This window comes from Halobacteriovorax sp. RT-2-6 (assembly GCF_047085025.1).
GTDB lineage: Bacteria > Bdellovibrionota > Bacteriovoracia > Bacteriovoracales > Bacteriovoracaceae > Halobacteriovorax_A.
On the sequence record NZ_JBKIYH010000001.1, the window covers coordinates 261,044 to 282,687 of the forward strand.

Here is a 21,644-nt window from a genome sequence, read left to right on the forward strand (position 1 = left end):
AAATGACACAATTAAAGCGCATCGAACTTAAGCAATTATTTGATCAGGCATCTGACTTTATCGGCTCTGTTGTAACTGTTAAAGGATGGGTACGTTCGGTAAGAAAATCAAAAGCATTTTCTTTTATTGTTTTAAATGACGGATCTTCTCAGGATCTACTACAAATTGTAGCTGATGGTGGTATCGAAAATTATGAGGCCCTTTCGACTATGTTAACTGGTACTTGTGTATCAATTACTGGAAAGGTTGTTGAGTCTCAAGGTAAGGGGCAGACAATTGAGATGCAGGCGACAACTGGTACTGTAATTGGTGCAGTTGATGATTCTTATCCTCTACAAAAGAAAGGTACTTCACTTGAACACTTAAGAGATATTGCTCACTTAAGAGTTAGAACAAATCTATTTGGAGCAGTTTTTCGTGTTCGTCACGCACTTGCTATGGCAACTCACAAGTTCTTTGATGATAAAGGTTTCTTCTACCTAAACTCACCAATTATCACTGCAGTTGACGGTGAAGGTGCTGGAGAAATGTTTAATGTTTCTACGCTTGATAAGCACAATCCTCCAAAAACGGATAAGGGTGAAGTTGACTTCGCTAAAGATTACTTTGGTAAAGATGTTTCACTATGTGTAACTGGACAACTAGAAGGCGAGTGTCACGCATTAGGGCTTGGAAAGGTTTATACTTTTGGTCCAACGTTTAGATCTGAAAATTCAAATACTAAGCGCCACCTTGCGGAATTCTGGATGATTGAGCCAGAAGTTGCATTTGCTGACCTTGAGGATGTGGCCGAACTTGCTGCTGATTATATTAAGTATATGATCGAGTATGCCTTTACACATTGTCGTAAAGAACTTGAATTCCTTTATTCAATGCCATTTACTGATGTTGATAAGAATCATTTTGAAACACTAGCGGCAGTTCGCGATAGTGAGTTTAAGAAAATTACTTATACTGAAGCAATTGAAATTCTATCTGCTTCAGGTGCAAAATTTGAATTCCCGACAAATTGGGGAGAAGAGCTTCAAACTGAGCACGAGAAATATTTAACAGATGTACACTTTAAATCACCTGTTATTGTTACGGATTACCCAAAAGATTGTAAGGCCTTCTATATGAAGCAAAACGATGATGGGAAAACAGTTCGTGCGATGGACGTTTTAGTTCCAGGTATTGGTGAGCTTATTGGTGGATCTCAACGTGAGGAAGATCTTGATAAACTTACAAAGCGTATGGATGAGATGGGAATGGAGAAAGAAGGTTACTGGTGGTACCTAGAGCTTCGTAAATTTGGCTCAGCTCCTCACTCTGGATTTGGACTTGGTTTCGAGCGTGCAATTATGTACATCACAGGTATGAGCAATATCCGTGACGTTATTGCATTTCCAAGAACTCCAGGAAATTGTGACTTCTAAGAATCGCGAAACGATTATATTTTTTCCGGGGCTTAATCAGGCCCCGGCATCTTTCATCTTTTCAAACCCAAATGTTAAATTTATCTCACTTTCTTTCAACAAGAATTCTCGTCCTGATATTGAAAAAGATTTAGAGCGAATTAGAAAAGTATTTAAGGAAAACGGGCGATCTAGTATCGTTGCTCATTCTTTGGCGGCCTTACTTATTGAGTGGTTAATTCAAAATGAGAATCTTGATATAAGAAATTGTAAAATTACTTACGTCGCCCCTGCGTTTTACCCACACAATTTACTTACTAAATTTGTTAAGGCATCAGCAAGGGGAGCGCTATCTCGTCTTCCTATTCCATCACTTGCGCCACTCAAGACTCGAGTTCGTTCCTATGTCGAACTTGGGGTTTACGCAGAGATTTTGGCCTTAAATGAGGGAGTTCTACTAAAGAAGATTAACGCTTCTGTTATAGTGGATAAGAGAGATGAGATGCTTAATGTAAAATACTTGAAAGCTATCTCTGGGCTTGAAATAGTGAGGGAAAATCATTTCCCTCACCATCGTTGTTATACATCTTTAAAAAGAATTATTGATTAGATTTTGTTTCCGTATTCTTTGGTTTATCACCTGAAGGCTTACGGAAGTTTCCGCTTTTTGATTTATTGCGGTTTCTATTGCGATTGCGATTCTTGTTTTGTGACTTATTTTGGCCATCTTCAGATTGCGCATTTTTATCCTGAGGCCTTCTGTTTCTAGGCCTATCGTCACTATCTTTGTCACCTTTTTCATTTCTATTTGTTGGGCGACGCTTTGGACGATTGTTATTATGGCGCTTTTTTTCAATTTTTTGCTTTGGAATATTGTCCGATTCATCTTCAGTTGAATCTAATGGAATCTTCTCAATGTCCTCGTCGTCACTATTATTTGATTCTTCTTCATCATCAAATAACTCGTGCGCATCTTCTTCAATATCATCGCTATCACTATCGTTATTTAGGCTCTTAAGGAAGGCCTGCTTTCTTAGACGTAGCTCTTCTTCTAACTCCTCAATTCCAATAATTGTCGAAGTTTCTTTTGTGATTGATCTAAATTCAGTAGGGAAGCTCCATTCTTTAGGTGGACGACAACGTTTTTTATCAAATTGATTCTTATAATAGCGACGGATATAGCCTCTATCAGTTAACATTTCAAATTGTTCTAATAGAATATGAAGCTTTAAAACCTTTCCGATATCACCATTCTTAGTGCGGATATAAGATCCTTCTCCTGGAAGGAATTCTCTCTTATTTGTGTAAACATCATCTTCGTATTTGATACAACACTTAACTTGTCCACAAACACCATTAATTTTTGAAGGAATTAGGGCAAGGTTTTGATTCTTTGCCATTTTTATGGATACGTTTCCGTAGTTTGTTAAGAAGTACGAACAACAAGTTTGAAGTCCACAAGCTCCTGTTGCTCCAAGTGCCGCGGCACGATCTCTTACTGAGATTTGGCGAAGCTCGATCCTCATCTTAATCTCTGACACAAGGTCTTTTACAAGATTTCTAAAGTCTACACGCTCTGGAGCAGTGAAGTAGAATACGGCCTTTTTTCCAAACTGAATAAACTCAACGTGTGTTAAGTTCATATTTAGATTGTACTTTTCAATGAGGCGAAGGCAGATGATTTCGGCCTCGTTCTCTTTTTTCAAATAACTCTTTTGTTCGTCGATATCTTCCTGAGTTGCAACTTTCGAAATTGAACGAATAGGGAGCATCGACTTGTCGAATGTGACTTCGTATGGGAAAGAGTTGATATAACCAACAGTCATTCCTCTGTCACTCATCGCTATTACTTTTTGTCCGTAAGTGAATTTTCTCTTACCTAGTAAGAAAGGCTGACTTTTAGCATTTCCTGGGAAGCGAACTCTTACCATTGTAAGTGTTTGACCTTCTTCGAATTTACCATCTTGCTCTTTAGCAAGTTTATCATCATGCTTGTTGAATTTATTTACTTTCTTCTTACCACCTGACTTATCATTGTCATGTGATTCAGATATATCTTGCTGATCTTGGTTCGTCATTTTGTCCCATCAATTTTTTTTGAGTAGCTTCAATTGTCGTATTATTGGTAGCTTATGTCTAGCCAAATTGCATTAAATCACAAGTTGAAGTAGACGTGCTAGTCGTGATTTAGATGAACCATTAAATGGAATTTCAAAAGTTGAGGCCTTTGTCGCATCTAGACAGCTTTGAGCATCATCGAAGCTATAGTTATTGCTCTGATTCATATGTGAGGCCACTAAGTGATGTATATTTGCTTCTCTGCTTGGTTCTTCTTTAATTAGGTCTCTTAACTCATCTAGTTGAAGGTTATTTGGCCTGATCGTTGATAGAGTTTTGGCCAACGCTTCATCCTCACATTCTTTTGTGATGAAATCAGAAAAGCTCATATTCGTTCTACGCTCAATACTACTATGATCGTGAGAGACAATGTTGATTTTGATTGTTCTTGAATCAATTGTAGCAAGAGTCTTTTCGTCATTTGATTTGATAAAGACGAAAATATGACCTTCTGGTGGCTCTTCAAGTGTTTTGAGTAGCTTATTTGCTAATATTTGAGTGATCTTTTGCGATTGTTTAAAAATCGTAAATGAATATTTAAGTTTCGAAGGTTTGAAACGGATGAAATTGAAGAATTCCTCAATACTGTCATCGCTAACTTTATAGGACTTCTGGTCTGTTGAGACAAAGAGAATATCCTCATGTCCACGCTCGAGAACTTCTTTGGCGTGAGCTGGCTCCCAACCATTCTCATAGCAAAGAATATTTATTAGAAATTTATTGGCCCATTCTTGCAGAATTTCGTCTTTGGACGAAACTTCACGGTGGCCACCTGTATGAAGAGTGTAGAAGTGGGCCAATTTTTGCTCTTTGTAACGAGCAAAAAGCGCTTCAAATGGAATATCTTTAACTTTTGAAGAATTATCCATTAATAATTGTTTCAATCTCTTCAATTAGTTTCTGTGTGACTGATTCAAGCTGTGCACTACCATCGATTGTTGCAATACGATTAGGAAAGATCTGTGCACAATAATCATATCCTTCAATCAGGTCTTGATGAAAACTATTGTCACGTGACTCAAAGTAGTCCTTTGGCATATTTCTTAAACGTTGTCTCTCTAGTGATTTTTCTAAATCAATTCTTAGGTAGAATGTTTTATGAGGGACAATATTTAATGGAAAGCTTGAGTGAATATTTAAGATATACTCTGGCCCTAGTTTTCTTGCCACTCCTTGATACGCAATCGAGCTATCTAGGAATCTGTCACAAATTACTACTGTATTTGGTGAATCGAGCTCTTTCAAAATCAGTGCATGTAGATTTTGTGCACGAGCACTCGCAAATAAATGTGCTTCTGCTGCAGGGTGAATATCTGTATTAGAAGTTAAAATGGCCTGTCTTAATTTTTCACCGAAAGCAGTTCCGCCTGGTTCGCGAATAACGATAACGTTAAAGCCTTTATCTTCAAGGTAATCCTTGATTTTTACAATTTGTGTCGATTTTCCTGAGCCTTCAATTCCTTCAAAGCTGAAGAAGAATGATCCAGGGAAGGCCGCTTGGCGAAATACATTAGTTAGTTGCGTGATATCTTTAGTGTGTTCCATAACTTAAAAGTAACATAAACAATCAATTATTGACTACTTATTCTTTCAATTTTTATGGAGACAACCTATTAGAATTGTTCACCTTCTATAGCATCTTCAGGTGTGAATTCATCACTAAGTCCTGGTGATTCATCTGGGTTTGCACCGGCCGCAGGCGAGCGATCTAGATACTCATCAACGATTTCTCGTGCCGCATCAAGTTCGTCATAATTATTTAGCTCTTGCTCTGGTGGATCAAATGTCTCTTTTGAGATTCTCTCTCGTACAGGATCTAACTCTAGTGCCTCATTGGCATCATCGAAGATAACCTCTGGTGGAAGATCAGCAGGGTCCATTACTGCATCATTCATCTGCCTTGATTCAGATAGAAAGTCAGCGTTTCCAATTGAATCGTTACCTTTTGTAATTTGACGCCTATTTTGCGCTCTCTTCTTAAAGGCGCTCGGAGCTTCTCTTCTTTTTGAAGTTTTAGTCACTGTCTTTGCTGAAGGCTTCTTTTGCACCTGTGCTGCAGGAGTTCTCTTTGTTTGTGTTCTGGCCGTTTTCTTCGTTTTTGCAACAGGAACATCAGGCGTTCCAGACATCTTGCTAAATACAAAGAAGATAGCAAATACAAATACAAAACTTGCAGCAAATGCTCCTAAACGAAACATTGTCGCTGGGTCTGATTTTTCTTTTTGTTCAAAATCGTCAATTGATGCTTTATTTGGGTTTAGCTTTTGATTTCCAATATAAGCAAGATCGTAAATGAATTCACGATCTTCAGAGTCTTGCTTAGATAGCTCAATTGCTTTGTCTGCGTCTAAGATTGAGTTTTTAAAAATATGACCTTGAGGCGATTCTGGTAAACTTTCGTTTGAGCGGCTGCGACGATCAAATACTTCAAATTCATGAATTGTTCCCCAACTTTGTCCGTTATCGACAGAAATAAAGTCAGTGTAGAGTAGTTCTAGAGAATCAAGCATTGCCATAATTTCACTACTCTTATATGGCCCGTCTTTCTTATTGCTTCTTAGTATAAAGAATTGGTCGTCTTCATCAACTTGAAACTCTTTAATGATCTCTGGCCTTCTTCTTTGAAATAGAGGATGGGCCGTAATGACAGACCATTGTTCTTCCAACATGCTTTTTACGAAGACCTTTTGGTTAAATAATGAGTATTCTTCAATAAATTCCTTTAGATCTTCTTGCCAAAATGGCCCAAGTTCCTTGCCACCATCTTTGATAAAGTAGACTTCATTAGGCTCATAGAGTCCTCCTGAAATTTGTTCTTTCGTAAGTAGGTATTCAGTAACTTTTTTCTTTGTACTAGTGGCCATAAATCCTCAAACCCTGATTAGATTAATCACTTTCTATTAGGTTTATCGGAAATTTTTGCCTGTAGTTTAATAAAGACTTAAAAAAACAAAGCCGACTATTAAAGTCGGCTTCGTAAGTATTTAAAATGGAGTAGTTAATTAAAAAACTGGGAAAAATGCTGATACGATTAAAGAAGCATTCTTTAGTGTACCATCAACGAAATCTGGGTCTTCACCTCTGAAGTCAACTGGCTCAAGAGCAAGTGCTGCAGATAGAGAACAGATTGGGAATGAGTAACCAATTTCTGGTGAAAGTGATAGAGTTTCAGACTCTGTAGCACCAGTTTTTCTCTTTGTACGGTAGTACTCAATCGATAGAGCTGTATACCACTTATCATTGATATAATAAGTTGGAGCTACGGCAGCATAGTAGTTCTCTAGAAACTTAGATGAACCAGTATTTCTGATATAATTTTCATAGAACGCATATGTTCCAATCTTGAAGTTATCAGTGATTTTCTTACCACCAATTAGGTAAAGTCTATTCTTTACATCGTACCCTGAACCATTTCTAGTTGCTGCTGGGTAGTAGTAAATTCTGTTTTGTAGGTATAGATCAAAACCGTTCTTTTCATCAGTTAGGATATTCTTAACGTAAAGACGTGCTTGAGTTGCACCGTATTGTTGGTGAACTGTACGGCTTCCGTCTGCATTTTCTTGTCTCTTAGTAAAGTCTGTTTGCCAGTATGGAACAAGCTTAACTGCGAATGTCTTATTGATATTGTAACCAAGGTATAAGTAGTTGTAGAAACTGTAACCATTGATCGATTGTTTAAAGTTGTTAGAACCTTCAACTAGGTATTGCATATTAAAAGGTGAGTCTTTTAATTTTTGGTACCATGAAGTTCCTGTTGAAGCTTCTGAAGTTGTTGCAGAATCTGTTGAAGATGCTGCTGTTGAAGTTGATGAGCTTGACGATGGCACAGATACTGATGACGTTGATGTCGCCGCCATAGAACTTACTGCCACGAATGCAATGATTGCTCCCTTTAAAATTCCCATTTTTTCTCCCTCTTTCTTTTATAGACTGTAGATATTGGAATTTTTTTTATTGAATTGCAACAAATGATTGTAATTTAGTGAATTAATATTTCAGTTTGTAAGAACATGTCAGAAAAATATGTTGATTTAATTACTTTGGTGTCAAATGGACCTTATTTTGGCTTCTATATTAGAAAAAACCTCATTATAATATACCTATGTTATTGATTTTTCTTATTCAGGCAATTGTAAGAATTGCGCTCTATCCATTATTTTTTGTGCTTTATCTATTAAAAGTGGGACCTTTCTATGCTCGAGTCTCCTTTGAAAGAAAGAATTATCGAGATGAAGGTTGTAGGCCTTTTGCTCGATTTGGAAAAAAAGCACACTGTGTCTTTCACTTCTCAAGTGAAGGAGAGTTTGAGCAGATTAGACCTTTGGCCGACGAGCTTATCTCTTTGGGCAAGAATGTTGAGCTAATTTTCACATCTCCAAGTGTCGAGCATAAGGTTATTGATTACTATCAGGCCAATAGAGAAAATATTCGTTATTTACGTTTGCCTCTAATGATTTATTTCCCGCTTCTTTCACGCCAGAATATCATTGCTTGGTCGAGCGCAAAGAAAATGATGATGGTTCGTTATGACTTCTTTCCAGAGCTACTTTATCTTGGCTCTAAAATGAAAGAATTTATTCTTTTTTCAGCAACTGTTAAAAGCTCACGTATAAAGACCACAGATATAAGTGAATTACGCTTACCTGGCCTTAAGAAGTATATCTATTCAATGTTTAGTAAGATTATTTGTGCAACTAATGAAGACTATATGATTATCGGTAAAGATATTAGTGCTGATAAACTAGAGCACCCAATTGAGCTTAGAATGTTGCAAATTGATTTTCGTCAGCACTTCTTTAGAAGACATTCTTTATATGAGGACTTGAATAAGCTCTTATCTTTGGCCGAATATGAAAAGAGAATTTGCTTGGCCCAGACTTGGCCTGTTGAAATGGATGCTTTTTCTGATCAAGAATTTTGCAAGCTGATAGGAGCAGGTGAGTTATTTGTGTTTATGGCCCCGCATGTACTCAAAGACGATAATATTGAAAATTTAAAAGTGCTTATATTAAAGCATTGTCCCGATTTATCAATTCATATGCTGACAAAAGAAATCATTGAAAATAATCAAATAGACTCATTTATTTCAAATTATAAGCAAAGACCTGGACTCATTATATCCACTCTTAGAGGCATATTATGTGAGATCTATCCTTATTTCCGAACTGTCTTTGTAGGCGGAGGACATGGGAAGGGGATTCATTCTGTACTAGAACCCTTTGTTGCTGGGGCAAATATATTTTGTGGGCCAAATGTAAAGCGCTCGACAGAGTACGATACTATTGTAAAGTCCGGGGTTGGCGTTGGTGTGATTGATAATATGAATGATGCCTATTCAATTATAAAAAGCACTAGCACCAATAAGATGGCCAATGAGTTGATTTCTGATATGATTAAAGAAAGTGAAATGGCCAAACGCAAGCTTATCGCATTATTAACGAATTAAAAAAATATAATATATGAATAAAAAAATAGATACTCTCATCATTGGAAATAATATTGCTAGTTTTTTAACAGCAACTCAAATTCTTAAAAGTGGATTTGGTGCAATCTATTTGAGGGATAAAAGAATTAAGGCAAGTGATCCTTATTTTAAGTTCTTTGGGCCTTTAGATTTAGCATTTATTGAAGCTTGGGCCAGTGATCTCGAATTAGATTCGACAATCTTTGATAAGGATTCATTTGTTCACGCTCCTTTTTATTTAAAATATAAGAGTGAGCAAACGCTTTGTGCAGGACTTAGTCCTTATTTAAACTTCTCTCAGATTTGTCGTCATTTTCCTGAGCTTTATAATGAGTTTATCAATCGTTTAAGAATTGAAGAAATTGATCAAGAGAAGTTTGACCAAGATTTCATGTCTTCTGTTAAGCGCCTTGGAGAGTCTTTATGTCGTTATAAAACATTCCATCAGGTGACAGTTAATACTCTAAGATCAGCTCTTCCAAATTATATTCATGATATTTATGAAATTTTCAAAAAACATTTAAGACTTAATAAAGACCTTCAACGATTTGCTAGTTGCTTTCGCTGTGTTTATACAAAGACATTAGAGCTAACATTTTCAGATCTTGAAACAATATACTTCTTTATCCTTATGTTATCTCCTCGCTTTAGGTTTCAGTGGCAACTTGAAAAAGAAGAGCAGGCCACAAAGACTATTGAATGTTTAGGAGGAAGTAGCTTTGAGGATATCGTTGAAGAATTTAGTTTTTCTAGCAGAAGACCTTGGGCGGCTCAATTGTCGTCTTTTTCAGGGGTCGTCGCGCCTCAAAAGATCGCAATTTTTAGCTCTAATTTAGACAAATTAAATATCGCTCATAATATCACTGACCTCTATCGCTGTGTGAAGCTAGATTATGCCTTGGCCGATAAGCTAATCAGTGCTGATTACTACTACTTTAATGAAAGTTCATTTGGTGGTGATATCGTCTTTATCAGGAAAGAAATAAGCTTGGATGGTACTTGTCAGATTAAAATGTTTAAACAATTTGATGACTGCTTAAAGTATGATTTCTGCGAAAAAGAACTTCATCAATTTCTTTTAGATAACCAGATAATTGATAGAAATGACACTCTTTTAAAAGGTAAACTGACAAATGAAACTTGCATGCTTCGTAATCACAGTGTGATTAATTCTGGCTCAAGGATTAATCTTAAGTTCAGAATGGGTCAAGCTGGTAAGTTCGAGTCTGTAAAAGGCGTCTTCTACCATGGGCCACTAAAGAAGAATAATTTAGGCATCACGCAAACATTATTAGAGGCACGTGACTTTAAAACCTTTATTTAAGTATAGGTATAATGAAGAGAAGCTACACTACAACCATTCTAAAATCACAAAGCGGTCAAACCGCAGTTGAGTATCTTCTACTTCTAGTGGCCGTCGTCTCTATTCTCTTTGCGGTCTTTCAAACTCTTGATGCTCGCTTCAAGGCCGACCCTGAAGCATGCCAACAAGGTAGTATAAATCCTCTTTGTTTTCTTAAAACTATCGGAATTGATGGCTCCAATGAGGTCGATCCTAAGAAATTTCGTACATTCAGGCTTCGTTAGACAGTTCTAACTATCTAATTTTAAAGAACTTTTTCCGTTTTCATGAAATTATTTCATCAGCGTTCGCTTTTGAACAGATTAATCTCGCAATGTGTTATAAGAAACTGTAACTCTATTTAAAAGAGACAGGGAGAACATCATGAAAACAACAATGATTAACTCGGCCGTATTGGCCGCACTTCTAATTTCAAGTGCAGCCTCATATGGACAACAAGACGATCCATTATTAAGTGAAACAGATCAAGTTGTTCATACTGACGAAATCAATATCGACGGGTTCTACAAAAAGAAAAAGAAACCATCACAAGCTGACAAAATCCAAAAGCTACGTCGTGAGCTAGAGGAGAAACACGAGCAGATGATGAGAAAGAATGTTGAGGATATGCGTCTACAAGAAGAAAAGCGTATCGCTGACAAGATCCAAAAGGCACTTGAGGGACAACTTAAGGCAATGGATGAAATAAATAATCAACAAGCAGCACCTGCTAGAGTACAAGCGGTCGCTCCTGTTGTAGCAGAACCAGTACTTCCAGAACTTAGTAATAAACTAACAATTGAGACTGGATATAAGAGTATTACTGGTGAGCAAAAAGAATGGACAGCAGGGATCAATTTCCAAGCTTCTGTTGAAACTGTTATTTCTGAAAGAGTTTCAATCGGAATTAGCGCTGGATTTATGAACCTTACTATTCAAGGTAATGAGCTTAGTAACTACAACAACTATGGTTACTACAATTATAATAACTATAATGCTTATAACTCTTATTCTCAAAATGATGAGATTTCATATAATGAGTTTAACTTTGGTGGATATGGTAAATTTTATTTCTCACGTTCAGCTAAGATTAAACCATACTTAAGTGTTGGAACTGGAATTCACTTTGGATCTTTTGAAATCCAAAACCCAGTTGATACTTTTAACGAGACTAAGCAATCGATGAAGTATGTATCAGGTAGTGCATCTCTTGGAGCAGAAGTTAATTTTGCTAAAGAATTTAGCGCACAAGTTGGCCTATCTTACGAAAAGAATATTTTTAGACTTGGTGAAGAAGCACAATACAATGGTTCAACTAACCAGAAGGCATTAGTTGACCAAGCTAGAAATATTGAAAATGCTGACACATTTACTTTAGGTGTTGGACTTTCATACCTATTCTAAACAATTGTTTAAAAAACCCATGTTCTCATAAAAAGGCTCCGCTCAGGGGCCTTTTTACTTTTCATTGCCACTGATTATCCTTACAATATTAAGCAAGTAAAATAATTTGAAGAAAGGAATCATCAATGAAACCAGTCTACATTGTCGAGGCAGTGAGAACTCCTCATGCAAAAGCCGGAACTATAATTAAAGATATTCAAGCCCCTTATTTAGGTGCTTACCTTGTTCGCCATATTATGGATGGAACTTCAATCGGTGACGATGAAGTTGATGAGGTTATTTTTGGAAACACAGGTACTCCTGCAAAGTATCCAAACGTAGGACGTGTTATTGCACTAGAGGCAGGCCTTCATAAGAAGACTTCTGGTTACTCTGTTCACAGAAATTGTGCTTCAGGACTTGAGGCCGCTTCTCAAGCTTTCATTAAAGTAGCAAGTGGACGTTGTGATGTCGTTGTTGCTGGTGGTGTAGAGTCAATGTCAAATATGCCACTTATTTATGGTAAGCAAATGACTGAGCTTTTTGCTTCACTTATGAAAGCAAAAACAACTGGTGATAAATTAAAAGTTCTTTCAACTTTTAAACCTGCATACCTTTCTCCAATTATTGCAATTGAACAAGGTTTAACGGATCCTTTTTGTGGCCTAAATATGGGACAAACTGCAGAGCTTCTTGCACGTGAACTTGGGATCACTCGTGAAGAGCAAGATATCTATGCAAATGAGTCTCACCATAAAGCTATTAAGGCCATTGAAGAAGGTCGTTTTGCTGATGAGATCGTGCCACTGATCTATGGTTCAAAATTAGATAAATTACTTATGAATGATCATGGGCCACGTAAAGAATCTTCTGTTGAAGGTCTTGCAAAAATGAAGCCTTACTTTGATCGTAAGTCAGGAACTGTTACAGTTGGAAATAGCTGTCCAATTACAGATGGTGGATCAGCGATTCTTTTCTGTTCTGAAGAGGCCGTTAAAAAATATAACCTAGAGCCACTTGCAAGAGTTGTTGATTATCACTTCCATGGACTAGAGCCTGAGCGTATGGGAATGGGACCACTTCATGCAATGGATGGTGTCTTTAGAAGATCTAATATGACTCTTGAGCAAATGGATCTAATTGAAATTAACGAAGCCTTTGCTGCACAAATTATTGCTGTTAAGAAGGCATTTACTGATAAGAAAGTTGCTGACTTCTTTGGTATTGATAAATTATGGGGTGAAATTCCTGCTGAGAAACTAAATGTTAACGGTGGTGCTATCGCTCTTGGACACCCAGTAGGATCAACTGGATCACGCTTAATTGTAACTCTTGCTCATGAGCTAAAGAAGAGAAAAGCAGGATTTGGTGTTGCTTCACTTTGTATCGGTGGTGGTCAAGGTGGTGCCATGATTATCGAGAACTTACAAAAGTAATTAATTTAGAAAATATAGGATATAGCAATGACATATAAGAGAATCAGTTTTGAAATCAAGGACAAGAAAGCATATATCGGCTTTGGTTATAATGACAAAGCTTCGATGACTGTTTTCGATGAAGAAACATTAAAAGAGCTTCAAGATATCGTTGAAGATCTTCATACAAAAGAAAAAGAGCTAGATGGAGCAATCTTCTTTTCACACAAAGACAGATGTTTCATGGCAGGCGCAGATATTAAATTATTCGATACCATGCATACTGCAGCAGATGGACAAGCAGGAGCTGAAGCAGGTCAGACAATCTTTAATCGCATTGAAGACTTGAAGATGCCTACTGTTGCTTGTATCCACGGTGTGTGTCTTGGTGGCGGACTTGAATTTGCTCTTTCTTGTAAATCAAGAATTGTAAGTGATGACAAGGCAACAGGTCTTGGCCTTCCTGAAGTTAAGCTTGGCCTAATTCCTGGATTTGGTGGAACTTTCCGTCTACCAAAAGCAGTAGGGCTTCCAACTGCTCTTGATATGATCCTTTCGGGGAAAACTCTTAATGCTAAAAAAGCAAAGAGGTCTGGACTTGTTGACGAGGTATACGCAAAAGAGCGTCTTGTTGATCTTGCACCAAACCATTTCAAGAAGAAAGTTGATAAGCGTGGATTCATGGATAAAATGCAAGACGCTGCAACTGATAATGTATTCACAAAGAAGATTATTTTTCAAAAGGCACGTGAATCAGTTTTAAAGAAAACTAAAGGTTTCTACCAAGCTCCTCTAAAAATTCTTGATGTGATGGAAGCTGGAGTAATGAAAGGTCGCACATCTTACTTAACTTCTGAAGCTCAGGCTTTTGGAGAGTTATGTATTGGTGAACAATCAAAGAACCTTCGCCATATCTTCTTCCTAATGGAAGGGTCTAAGAAAATGGACGATGCCAAGGGCGTTGGAAGAAAGCTTCGTCGTGGTGCTTGTCTTGGTGCTGGAACAATGGGTGGTGGTATCGCTTGGCTTATGGCAAAGAATGATATGTTTCCAATCATGAAAGACCTGAATCAGGTAGGACTTGAGCTCGGTCTTAAACAAGCTTCAAGTAACTTTGCTGGTGCAGTAAAAAGAAAGCGTATGTCTCACGATGATTTTGAGCGCAAAATGAGATCAATTAGCGCTCAAACAGATTACCGTGGATTTGAACACACAGACCTTGTAATTGAGGCCGTTGTTGAAAATATGGATATTAAAAAGAAGGTCTTTGCTGAAACTGAAACTAAAGTTCGTAAAGACACGATCCTTACTTCAAACACTTCATCTCTTTCAGTTCAAGAGATGGCAAGTGCGCTTGAAGATAACTCAAGATTTGCAGGTCTACACTTCTTTAACCCTGTTCACATGATGCCACTTGTAGAAATTATTAAACACGATGGTGTCTCTGATGAAACGATTGAGTCTCTTTATGATTGGGTAGTAAAAGTTAAGAAGACTCCAGTTGTTGTTAACGATGGCCCAGGATTCCTTGTTAACCGAATTCTTATGCCATATATGAATGAAGCAGGATTCTTATTAGAAGAAGGTGTTTCAATCAAAGATATCGATGATGCTTGTCTAAACTTTGGTATGCCAATGGGCCCATTTAGACTTCTTGATGAAGTTGGAATTGATGTTGGTGATAAAGTTTCTAAAATTATTTATGACGGACTAGGGGAGCGTCAAGCTTCAAATGGTATTGGAAAGCAAATGCTTGAAAAAGAATTCTTTGGAAAGAAAAATGCTAAGGGATTCTATCTATACGATGAAAAAGGTAAGCCAACTGGTCCTAACCAGGAAGCTTGGAATATGCTTCCAAAAGCGTCTAAGAAGCTGAGTGAAACAGAGATTCAAATGAGAATCTTTCTTCCAATGATTAATGAAGCTGCTACAACACTTGAAGATAAAATCGTTGCAAAAGCAAAAGACGTTGATTTAGGTCTAATCTTTGGTATCGGTTTCCCTCCGTTTAGAGGAGGTCTTCTAAGATATGCAGACACTCAAGGGATCGCTCGTTTAAGAGATGAAATGCTTAAGTTTTCTGAAAGTGTAAGTAAGGCCAGGTTCACTCCATGCGCACTTATTAATAAGCTTGCTGATGAAAACTCAACTTTTTACGAGTTATAGATTAAATGTTTCTAAGTTTTTTTAGATTTTTTCTAAATTACTTATTTAAAGCTAAGACTCGCCAAAGGCTACTTATTATGGCCTTGGCGAGTCTTATCATATCAAGCTTTTCACTCCTAAGTGTTCAGTCAGTTCTTAAAGGACTTCAAACCAATCGCATCGAGCGTGGAAAGCAAACTCTTGGCCGATACATTATTGATCTTCCAAAAGATCTCGACTTTGAAAAAACACAGTCTTACTTAGATGATAATAAATTAAGATATTCATTTGAGTATGAAATAGAGGGCCTTATTCGTCTTGAAGGCTACTTAGCACCTGTTATTTTTCATGGTGTTGCAAGTGAAACTTCTACGATTTTACCTAAGGCCATTGATCATTGGCCTGCAAGAGAAGAAATCCTCTTATCACCTTATTTAGGTCGAAAGATTTATGCAGGACTTGATGATAAGATTCAATTTATTTCTCCGGCCCATACTGATGTGTTCTTTGGTGAACTGCCACGCTTTAAGTCTCTCATGATTGAAAATTTCACTGATTCAATGGACCCAGATATCGACGAACTTCACGCCTGGGGACATGCTTATAGTGCATTTTCAATCGCAAAGTCACGTCGTTATAATAAACTGAGGGTTTATAGTGTTTTGGGTGCCGCTGAAGTAGGAGAGCTCAAGCAGTATTTAACTTCAAAAGGTGCAAGCTTTAAAACATGGGAACAGTTAAATCAGAATCTTGTTTATGCTCTGGCGCTAGAAAATAATGTGGTTCTCTTTTTATTTTTAGCAACGATTGTTCTTGTTACATTTTCGATTATCTCAGGGCTGTCAATTTTCTATGCAAGAGTTAGAAATGACTTTGCTTCTTTTTGGATCCTTGGAATGAGTATGGATCAGATTAAGAAGTATGGGGGACTTAATATTGCCATTATTACAGTTTGTGCAATTGCTTTAGGTAATCTTCTGAGTTTTATTGTATTAAAGCTATTAGCGCAGTTTTCTCCTGTTATCATGCCGGCCATGTTTGTTGATCGTTCACTTCCAGTACGCTTTACTGGATCGTCGTTCGTCTTCTCATTTCTAGTGCCTGTGATTATTACAGTAATCTTCACTCTTTTTTCCAATTGGAGATTTTTCAAGGATAATGGGAATTTCATTAGTTTTGTTAAAAAAGTAGGAACTTAATGTTTAAACATTTTCTTCTATTATTTATTTTATTAAGTTTTTCTGGATGTACAGGTATGAGTAAAGTTGCCTCTGTGTTTATGTCTTCACTCGGGGCCCACCCGAATAAGAATGAGTTAAGAAGCTTTGAAAAGTCGGAAAACTTTGATGCCTCTAAGCAAATCTTTATAAACCGCAGACCTAATATTACAAAAGAGCAACCCATTCAAAAAGATGGTTTTGGTTTTTCTAAGTTTATTGAATTCTTAGGAAAGGGCGGAGGGCGCTATCCTGAAAAAACTTTGCCTTCTATAAAGCCTGATATGAAGAAATTCTTAGAAAAGTCAGATCACGTTAAATCGATTTGGTTTGGTCACTCAACGATTCTTTTAAATATCGATTCAAAGATTGTTCTAATTGATCCGATCTTTTCGGGCTCTTCTTCTCCTGTTCCTTTATTCGTAAAGCGCTTTGCACCTCCTGTTCTTAGCTTAGAAGAACTTCCGGAAGTTGATTATATTATTATCTCTCATGATCACTACGATCATCTTGATATGACGACGATGAAATTCTTTGCCAAAAAGAAAGACGTCAAAATTATTACGCCTCTTGGAGTCGGTTCACATCTTAAAAGATGGGGAATAGATGACTCTCGTATTACTGAACTTGATTGGTGGCAAGATGTGGATTTTGAAGGCATCAAATTTACTGCAACTCCCGCTCAGCATTTCTCTGGGCGTGACCAGGCCCATGAGAATACGACTCTGTGGGCATCGTGGGTTGTAAAGACTCAAAATAATAATCTCTACTTTAGTGGTGATACTGGCTACGATATTCATTTTAAAGAAATTGGAGCTCGTCTAGGGCCATTTGATGTAGCGTTTATGGAATCAGGTCAATATAACCCAGATTGGTTTGCGGTTCACTTGCTTCCAGAAGAATGGCCAAAGGCCTATGCTGATATCAACGCTAAGTACTATTTCCCAATTCATTGGGGTGCATTTTCACTTTCATTTCATACATGGGATGATCCGATCTTAAAGTTAGATGAATATGCTCAGCAAGGTGTTCTTAAGCTAATGGCACCAAAGTTAGGAGAAATTGTCTCTTTTGATGAACAAGAATATGTTACAAAGAAGTGGTGGTAATCCAAATAGTAGGAGGCCTTTTGAAGTTTCTTATCTTAATCGTATCTTTCTTTCTCTTAAGTTGTAGCTCGACTACTTATCATAAAACAGTGGACTATGTTGATATTGATCGCTTCATAGGGGATTGGTTCGTACTAGCGGCAAGAGGCACATTTCTAGAAGAAGGCCAGCACAACTCTGTTGAGACTTATACGTGGAATGAAAAAGAGAAGCGTATCGACGTTAACTTTGTTTTTAATAAAGACTCTCTAGATGGAGAACAAAAGGTCCTCACACAAAAGGCCTGGATCGAGGATACAAAAACCAATGCCCATTGGAAGATTCAGCTTTTTTGGCCCCTTAAATTTGATTACCTTGTCGTTGCTCTTGATCCAAAGTACGAGTGGGTGGCCATCGGCGTCCCTGATGAAAAGTACTTGTGGATCATGTCGCGCAAATACTCTAAGGACTACGCCTCCAAAATCGTCGCGAGGGCCATCAGAGAGCTAGATTCCCTAGGCTACAACACTCGTGATTTAATTCTTATACCTCACCACTAAAAGGGGCGCGGGTACGAATCGAGATTCCCAGTAGTTAGCGTTGTTCACTTTTTATCCATAGTGATAAATATTTCAACTTTTCACAAATCGACTCCAATTGCTGTATTTTAAATTTGTTTAGTAACGAAAATCTAAGTTCAATAAAATATAGTAATGGAGGTTACGAATGAAAAAATTATTACTCGTTCTACTATCACTAACAGCACTTTCAGCTCATTCAGCAACATATAAGGGTGTAAATGAAATGGACCAAGCATTAGTTGGTAATGAGAATGTTGAAGTTACAGAAATCGTAGCTGGTGAGAAATACAATCTTAAGATGAATTATGCTGGTCAGCTTGCTGTTGATACAACTTGTGAAAAAGATCGTGTTTCAAATGGCTCTATTGTTTTCAGCTGTATGATCTATGAAGAAGAAAACCACAAAGTTGATCTAGTTTTTTGGAAGCAAATGGGTATTCAGGATATGATCACAATCGATCTTAACACTGGAATGGGATTAAGAGTAAATTTAGAAAGAATTGATTAATAACAGAGAGGTCAGAAAATGAAGAATATTTTAAAACTAGTTTTTGCTTTAATGGTTATTTCTAACATTAATGCAAGTTCGAATGATTGCCATTATTTCTTAGTTCTTTCAGATGTTGATGGACGAACTGATGTAACACAGAAAGTTATGAAAGTTTATGAAGATAAAGGTTATACTTTCACAAAAATCAGTAACTTAAATGAATTACCACAAGAAGGTAGTGTGAGTTATATGACAATTTTCTCTGATGTACATCACTACAGAGGAGCTTATACAAGTGTTAAGCTAAAGGATCTTGTTATAAATGATGGAGAGATTGTTCAAGAGGTAGAGTCTTCTTACAAGCTTACTAAAAAGCCACTATTTGGTTCTTGGACAAAGAGTCTTTTAAGATCTGTTAAGAGAAAAGTTTCTTCGTGTAAATAATTTTTAAAAGTTATATATCTGATTATAAAAGGGCCCATACCGGGCCCTTTTGTTTTTATTAAGTTAGTTTTTTATTGCTTCAGATACAATTATAGTTGCCTCCAATAGTCTGGCCTATGAGCAGACAATGGCGCACCTACTTTACTTTAAATCCTGCAAGCGCCGCAAATGCATTATTCTTTAAAGGTGCATCGTTTTGCTTTGGCATCTTAGGCTTTCCACCACCGCGTGGTTTACTCTGGCGAGGTCCACCTGAAGGGCGCTCATAAGTTTTTGCTTCTTCTGCACCATCTGATTTTAGAGATAGGGCAATACGCTTTCTATCCATATCAACATCAAGAACAACTGCTGAAACCTCTTGTCCAACTTTAAGAACATCAAGAGCATTATCAACAAAGTGGTCTGCCATTTGTGAAACGTGGACAAGGCCGTTTTCTTTGATACCGATATCAACGAAGGCACCAAATTGAGTGATGTTTTTTACGATACCTGGGTATCGCTCACCAATTTTAATATCTTTAATTTCACGTGCATCTTTTCTAAATTCCGTCGTCTTGAATTCTGTACGTGGATCTTGAGAAGGAGCTGTTAGTGATTTGTAGATATCATTAACTGTGAACTCGCCAAGCTTTGCAATTAGGTCCTTATCTGATTTAAGTTGGTTTGCAACAGCATTATCTGTTGTTAACTGCTCTAGTGTGAAGCCTTTCGACTGCGCCCAGTTCTCTAGCATATCGTAGTTTTCTGGGTGGATAAATGTTGCATCTAGCGGGTTTGCACCATTGTAGACACGTAGGAATCCTGCGGCCTGTTGGAATACCTTATCTGTAAAACGTGAAACTTTTAAGATTTCACTTCTATCTGAGAATAGACCGTTCTTATCTCTGTGCTTAACAATATTGCCCGCAACAGTCGGTCCAATACCAGAGATAAAAGAAAGTAGAGGAGCTGAAGCAGTGTTAATATCAACACCAACAAAGTTTACACAGCTTTCTACGACACCATCTAGTGACTTCTTAAGTCTGATTTGGTTTACATCGTGTTGATACTGGCCAACACCGATTGATTTAGGGTCTATCTTTACAAGTTCAGCAAGTGGATCTTGGAAACGACGTCCGATTGAAATTGCACCTCTTACAGTTGCATCTTTATCAGGGAATTCTTTCTTTGCAATTGCAGATGCGGAATAAATTGAAGCACCATCTTCTGAGATCATTGTTGCTTTAACTTTTCCATCTTTAACTGCTGTGACGTTATCTTCAACAAATTGAAGAGTCTCACGTCCAAAAGTCCCGTTTCCAATAGCGATATACTCAACATTGAACTGTTCAATCATTGCATTAAGAATTGTTGCTGACTCACGAACCTGATTTCTTGGTGGGTGAGGGTAAACAACAGTATCAACAACAAACTTACCTGTGTTATCGACAACAACTGTCTTACATCCCGTTACAACACCTGGGTCAAGTGCAAGAACCGTCTTAGGCCCTAGGTATGGTTGAAGAAGTAGGTTTTTAAGGTTTACACCAAAAACGTCAATTGCAGATTCATCTGAAAGCTTCTTAAGCTCACCCTTGATTTCTAAATCAAGTGAAGAGTGAATATAGTTTTTGTAGGCCTTTGAAGCACAGTCAACTAGTGCTTTGTAGCTTGTAACACCAGTGTCAGCAAAGTGTTTTGAAAGAATCATATTATTTGCGTATTCTTCATCAAATACGATTTCTACTTTTAGAATTTTTTCTGTTTGTGCACGACGGATTGCTAGGAATCTGTGGGCCGCTTTTGGATCACGAAGATCCGCTACTTTTTGTTCATACTCAAAATAGTCTTTGTATTTTTGCCAGTCTTTGATTTCCTCATAACCTTTTCTTGGTGATGACTTAATCATTGCCTGTGCCCAGTAATCATTTCGAAGAGTCTCTTTCAGCTCTGTATCGTGTGCGATTTCCTCAATGATGATATCGCATGCTCCTTTTAATACATCTTCAAAAGTTGCAACTTTCTTATCTTTATTAATGAATTTTAAGGCCTCTTTTGCAAGCTCTGGCATAGGAAGCTTCGAAGTCTTCATTAGGATTGCAAATGGCTCAAGCCCAGCTTCTTTAGCAATTTGTGCTTTTGTTTTTCTCTTTGACTTAAATGGCGCGTAGATATCTTCAAGTTGGTTGATATTTGTCGCTGCTTTAATCTTCTTTTCAATCTCAGGTGTCATCATCTCTTGTTTTGTGATGGCCTCAAGGATGAAAGCACGGCGTTTTTCACGCTCAATATATTCGTCGTATTTTTCTTGGATTAGACGGATTTGTTCTTCATCTAAACCACCTGTTTTATCTTTACGGTAACGTGTGATGAATGGGACAGTACAGTCTTCAACAAGTAACATGGCAAGTACGGCCATGATTTGTTTCGCTGTGATATCTGTGTTGTCTACACAAAATAGGACGGCATTTTGATCGATGATATCCATTGGGTTTTTTGCTGCTTTTTCTGTCGTCTCTGACATAATTCATACTCCATTAACTAAATTTGAATTAAAATTGTATAGTTATTGAATTTGGAATGA

At 37.3% G+C, this 21,644-nt stretch carries 19 protein-coding genes; 13 read left to right on the forward strand and 6 right to left on the reverse strand.

Translation table 11 applies throughout. The features are described 5' to 3' along the window. Positions 1–2 precede the first annotated feature (2 nt). Together asnS and ACMAYS_RS01210 are read left to right on the forward strand one after the other, a co-directional pair. Positions 3–1,415 carry an asparagine--tRNA ligase gene (asnS, locus tag ACMAYS_RS01205; protein ID WP_103217167.1) on the forward strand — a complete coding sequence of 471 codons (1,413 nt, stop codon included), beginning with the start codon at positions 3–5 and terminating at the stop codon, positions 1,413–1,415. Next, entirely contained in the window at positions 1,405–2,004 is a 600-nt protein-coding gene (locus ACMAYS_RS01210) for a hypothetical protein (protein ID WP_412462573.1), read from the forward strand. Before asnS ends, ACMAYS_RS01210 begins: the two co-directional genes overlap by 11 nt. Here ACMAYS_RS01210 and ACMAYS_RS01215 read toward each other — a convergent pair. From ACMAYS_RS01215 to ACMAYS_RS01235, 5 genes are all read right to left on the reverse strand, one after another. After that, entirely contained in the window at positions 1,994–3,472 is a 1,479-nt protein-coding gene (locus ACMAYS_RS01215) for a stage 0 sporulation family protein (RefSeq protein ID WP_103217169.1), read from the reverse strand. The genes ACMAYS_RS01210 and ACMAYS_RS01215 overlap by 11 nt on opposite strands. Before the next feature lie 72 nt (positions 3,473–3,544). Continuing rightward, the gene (locus ACMAYS_RS01220) at positions 3,545–4,396 is read right to left on the reverse strand and encodes a hypothetical protein (protein ID WP_412462574.1); all 852 of its coding nucleotides are present in this window, start codon (positions 4,394–4,396) and stop codon (positions 3,545–3,547) included. Further along, positions 4,374–5,057, reverse strand: coding sequence for a dTMP kinase (gene tmk, locus ACMAYS_RS01225; protein WP_103217171.1), 684 nt, complete (start codon positions 5,055–5,057; stop codon positions 4,374–4,376). Before tmk ends, ACMAYS_RS01220 begins: the two co-directional genes overlap by 23 nt. Positions 5,058–5,125: 68 nt before the next feature. Then, complete coding sequence (locus tag ACMAYS_RS01230; RefSeq protein ID WP_103217172.1) at positions 5,126–6,376, reverse strand: hypothetical protein; 1,251 nt, start codon at positions 6,374–6,376, stop codon at positions 5,126–5,128. Between the two features lie 138 nt (positions 6,377–6,514). Continuing rightward, positions 6,515–7,417, reverse strand: coding sequence for a hypothetical protein (locus ACMAYS_RS01235; RefSeq protein ID WP_103217173.1), 903 nt, complete (start codon positions 7,415–7,417; stop codon positions 6,515–6,517). Positions 7,418–7,614: 197 nt separating this feature from the next. Here ACMAYS_RS01235 and ACMAYS_RS01240 point away from each other — a divergent pair, with 197 nt between their 5' ends. The 11 genes from ACMAYS_RS01240 (at position 7,615) to ACMAYS_RS01290 (ending at position 19,081) form a co-directional block, all read left to right on the forward strand. Continuing rightward, a complete protein-coding gene (locus tag ACMAYS_RS01240) occupies positions 7,615–8,958 on the forward strand; it encodes a hypothetical protein (RefSeq protein WP_412462575.1) in 1,344 nt (447 codons plus the stop codon). Between the two features lie 13 nt (positions 8,959–8,971). Then, a complete protein-coding gene (locus ACMAYS_RS01245) occupies positions 8,972–10,300 on the forward strand; it encodes a hypothetical protein (RefSeq protein ID WP_103217175.1) in 1,329 nt (442 codons plus the stop codon). A gap of 11 nt (positions 10,301–10,311) precedes the next feature. Continuing rightward, complete coding sequence (locus tag ACMAYS_RS01250; protein ID WP_103217176.1) at positions 10,312–10,563, forward strand: Flp family type IVb pilin; 252 nt, start codon at positions 10,312–10,314, stop codon at positions 10,561–10,563. A gap of 139 nt (positions 10,564–10,702) precedes the next feature. Continuing rightward, the gene (locus ACMAYS_RS01255; protein WP_103217177.1) at positions 10,703–11,722 is read left to right on the forward strand and encodes an OmpH family outer membrane protein; all 1,020 of its coding nucleotides are present in this window, start codon (positions 10,703–10,705) and stop codon (positions 11,720–11,722) included. Positions 11,723–11,847: 125 nt separating this feature from the next. Next, positions 11,848–13,137, forward strand: coding sequence for a thiolase family protein (locus ACMAYS_RS01260; RefSeq protein WP_103217178.1), 1,290 nt, complete (start codon positions 11,848–11,850; stop codon positions 13,135–13,137). A gap of 27 nt (positions 13,138–13,164) precedes the next feature. Further along, positions 13,165–15,282: a 3-hydroxyacyl-CoA dehydrogenase NAD-binding domain-containing protein gene (locus tag ACMAYS_RS01265; protein ID WP_392992024.1), complete on the forward strand. Its 2,118-nt coding sequence runs from the start codon at positions 13,165–13,167 to the stop codon at positions 15,280–15,282. Between the two features lie 77 nt (positions 15,283–15,359). Continuing rightward, positions 15,360–16,460, forward strand: a complete 1,101-nt coding sequence (locus ACMAYS_RS01270) for an ABC transporter permease (protein WP_412462576.1) — start codon at positions 15,360–15,362, stop codon at positions 16,458–16,460. After that, entirely contained in the window at positions 16,460–17,587 is a 1,128-nt protein-coding gene (locus ACMAYS_RS01275; protein ID WP_412462577.1) for an MBL fold metallo-hydrolase, read from the forward strand. Before ACMAYS_RS01270 ends, ACMAYS_RS01275 begins: the two co-directional genes overlap by 1 nt. Positions 17,588–17,607: 20 nt before the next feature. Next, on the forward strand, positions 17,608–18,126 hold the full coding sequence (locus ACMAYS_RS01280) for a lipocalin family protein (protein ID WP_412462578.1): 519 nt from the start codon (positions 17,608–17,610) through the stop codon (positions 18,124–18,126). A 166-nt stretch (positions 18,127–18,292) separates the two neighbouring features. Beyond that, entirely contained in the window at positions 18,293–18,655 is a 363-nt protein-coding gene (locus ACMAYS_RS01285) for a hypothetical protein (RefSeq protein WP_412462579.1), read from the forward strand. Positions 18,656–18,673: 18 nt separating this feature from the next. Then, positions 18,674–19,081, forward strand: coding sequence for a hypothetical protein (locus ACMAYS_RS01290; protein ID WP_392992016.1), 408 nt, complete (start codon positions 18,674–18,676; stop codon positions 19,079–19,081). A gap of 136 nt (positions 19,082–19,217) precedes the next feature. On the opposite strand, the gene ACMAYS_RS01295 is transcribed toward ACMAYS_RS01290, so the two are convergent. After that, a complete protein-coding gene (locus tag ACMAYS_RS01295) occupies positions 19,218–21,584 on the reverse strand; it encodes a Tex family protein (protein WP_412462580.1) in 2,367 nt (788 codons plus the stop codon). Positions 21,585–21,644 lie beyond the last annotated feature (60 nt).